This is a genomic window from Streptomyces sp. SID5785 (genome assembly GCF_009870065.1).
Lineage (GTDB): Bacteria > Actinomycetota > Actinomycetes > Streptomycetales > Streptomycetaceae > Streptomyces.
Map to the genome: position 1 here is coordinate 1 of NZ_WWIA01000688.1, position 2,777 is coordinate 2,777.

The following is a 2,777-nucleotide window of genomic DNA, read 5'->3' on the forward strand; positions in this document are numbered from 1 at the left end:
CATGGCGCGGCTCTCGGGTCAGAACCCCAGCGCCGCACTCCCGGAGAGCGCGGCGCGCAGCGTGCACCCGTTGGCGTACGTGGCCGACCAGGTGACCCGGCGCCCCTCCCACACCCCGGCCGCGGAGAGGGTGACCGGGGCCCACTCCTTCGTGCAGAAGCCGTCCGACACCGGGCGCGCGAGTTCGCCGAATCTGCCGCCCACGGAGGCCAGTTCGGCGCAGGCGCGCGAGGCGTCCGGGTGGGTGCCACCGGGGCGCGGCGCACACGTGAGCGTGGCCGCCCGCTCGACGGTGGCGGACGCGGCGTCGTCTCCCCTGCCGACCGCGAGCACGAGGTCGGACGGGGCGTAGAGCGCCCTCGTCCCGGCCTGGGCCGCCGGGGCCCCGGACCGCGCTTCGGCCGTCGCACCGACGGTCAGGCCGGCCAGCGCGCAGAACGTGGCGGTGACGGCGGTGACCGTGCTCCTGAGTGCGTGACGCATGGAGGTGTCCTCTCCTCGGCTCCCCCGGGATCTCCGGGGGAGGGCTGGTGTGAACGACGTGGGTGGTCGTCGCGGTGAGGAGTGTTGTCCGCGCGGGGTGTGCGTGCCAGTCGTCCGGTCGGTAATCGGACGCCACCGTTCGCTGAACGGTGAACCACCGGGCGAACACGGTCGCCAGAGCGGGCGTGACACCGGCGCGGGCACACCCGGGACAGGAACGCGGACGCATCGTTCAACCCGCGACGACCCCATGACCTGGGCCGATGACCGTCCGGTTCTCAAACACCCGCCGCGGGAGCCCCCACAAACGGCCTGAATGTGTGCCTGGAGCGGCGGCGTCGACAGGGCACGTGGCACAGGTGCGCCCATGGACCGTTCACAGCGGAGCGTGGCCGGAAACCGCGTATCGCCTCACACCTGTGCACACGGCGCACCCCACCGTCGTTCTCCGTATCTGACCTGCGGCGACGTCTTCCCCTGTGCGCACGTGTCACTGAGAATGACCCCGAGACGAGAAGCCGATCTATGGGGGGTGCGCCGCGGCATGTCCGAAAACGACCTGGACAACACGTCCGATGCGCAGTTGACGTCATTTCTGCACCGGTCCGAGGGTGCGCAGGAGCGGGCGGACGCGGGCCGGGGCACGGACGCGGGCATGGACACGGACACGGCGCTCGAGGAGCTGTACCGCAGGCACCGGCCGGCGGTCGTGGCGTACGCACGGTTGTGCTGCCGCGACCCGCACACCGCGGAGGACCTGGCGTCCGAGGCCTTCGCCCGCACGCTCCAGGCCGTGCAGGGCGGCGAGGGCCCGAAGGACGCGTGGCGGCCGTACCTGCTCACCGTGGTGCGCCGCACGGCGGCGCAGTGGGCCGCGACGGCACGCAGGACGGAGCTGTCACCGGACTTCGAGCAGTGGGTCCGCACGGCCGGCACGGACGCCGCCGACCCGGACGGCGACGGAGAGGGGTCGGTGCTCGCGCACGAGGACGCCTCGCTCGTGCGCCAGGGGTTCCGCGCGCTGCCCGAACGCTGGCGCGCCGTCCTGTGGCACACCGTGGTGGAGAACGAGTCCGCCGGGCAGGTCGGCAGGATGCTCGGGCTCAGCGCCAGCGGGGTCACCTCCCTGGCGGCGCGGGCCCGCGAAGGCCTGCGCGAGGCCTATCTGACGGCTCATCTGGAAGGGGCCGACGAGGAGTGCCGGCGTTACGCGGCGCTCCTCGGTTCGCGCGTGCGCCGCACCGGGCGCAATCAGAGCCGCGAGCTGGAGCGCCACCTGGACGGCTGCGCGCGCTGTCGCAGGTCGCTGCTCGAACTGACCGAGCTGAGCGAGCGGATGCGCTCCGCGCTGCCCGTGGCCCTGCTGCTGTGGGGAAGCTCGGGCTATCTCGCGGCCCGGTGGGCGGCCGGTGCGGACGCCGCCGGACAGCCGGGGCCGTCCGGCGGCGGGCCCGACGGTCGGCCGCCGTCCGAGGGCTCCTCCGGGACGACGGCGCAGGGCGGTCCCGGGCACACGCTGCTGTCCCGTGCGGGCGCGCACCCGGTCGGGGTGGGCGTGGCCGGCGTCGCGGTCGCGGCCCTGATCGCGTCCGGTGTCTTCATGGTCCCGGACGGCGGTACGGAGCGTGCCGCGCCCCGCAGTGCACCGGCCGCGCCGAGTTCCGCGCCCGCGGTGACCGCGACGGTGACGGAGTCGGCGTCGCCCTCCCCGTCGCAGAGCGACGCGCCGTCGCGGAGGCCGTCGGCGTCGGGACCGGCGAAGCCGTCCGCGTCCGCCTCGCCGACGTGGCAGCCCGCGTCCGCGCTCGACACGACGCTGCGGATCGCGGCCACGGACCGCTGTATGGAACCGGCGGACGACGGTCTGCGGGAAGCGGCGTGCACCGGCGCGGCCGGCCAGCAGTGGGAGCTCTCGTGGGACGTCGGCGACGACGGCGAGCGCACCGGCACCCTCCACGTGCGCAACCACGCGAGCGACTCGTGCCTGGCCTTCTCCGGCCGCGACGAGGACGGCGCGCCGGTCACGTCGCAGCCGTGCAGGAAGGACGCCTCGCACCAGAGCTGGAAGGCCGCGAACAACGGGGACGAGCACAAGCTGACCCTCATCGACGCGGTGTCCGGGCACTATCTGGGGCTGAACGACTGGTGGCCCGCGGGCCGGAACGAAGCGCACGACGACGCGATCGGCACGACACCGAACTACTACGGCACGCAGTCCCTGCGGCTGCTCTACAAGGGCACGCTGGCCTGATCCCGGGACACCGGGGCGCGCCGGGACACGTCGGCGCGGGTCC

General features: G+C 74.1%; 2 protein-coding genes. One reads left to right on the forward strand and one right to left on the reverse strand.

Annotated elements, in window-relative coordinates; genetic code table 11:
- Window positions 1-18: 18 nt before the first annotated feature.
- Complete coding sequence (locus GTW43_RS22575) at window positions 19-483, reverse strand: subtilase-type protease inhibitor (protein WP_161303845.1); 465 nt, start codon at window positions 481-483, stop codon at window positions 19-21.
- 544 nt (window positions 484-1,027) lie between these two features.
- Here GTW43_RS22575 and GTW43_RS22580 point away from each other — a divergent pair.
- Window positions 1,028-2,734, forward strand: coding sequence for a sigma-70 family RNA polymerase sigma factor (locus GTW43_RS22580; RefSeq protein WP_161303846.1), 1,707 nt, complete (start codon window positions 1,028-1,030; stop codon window positions 2,732-2,734).
- Window positions 2,735-2,777: the final 43 nt, after the last annotated feature.

What these genes read in the sequence shown, in the direction of transcription:
- GTW43_RS22580 (WP_161303846.1), top strand. Translation starts at nt 1,028, where the DNA reads ATGTCCGAAAACGACCTGGACAACACGTCCGATGCGCAGTTGACGTCA.
- GTW43_RS22575 (WP_161303845.1), bottom strand. Translation starts at nt 483, where the DNA reads ATGCGTCACGCACTCAGGAGCACGGTCACCGCCGTCACCGCCACGTTC.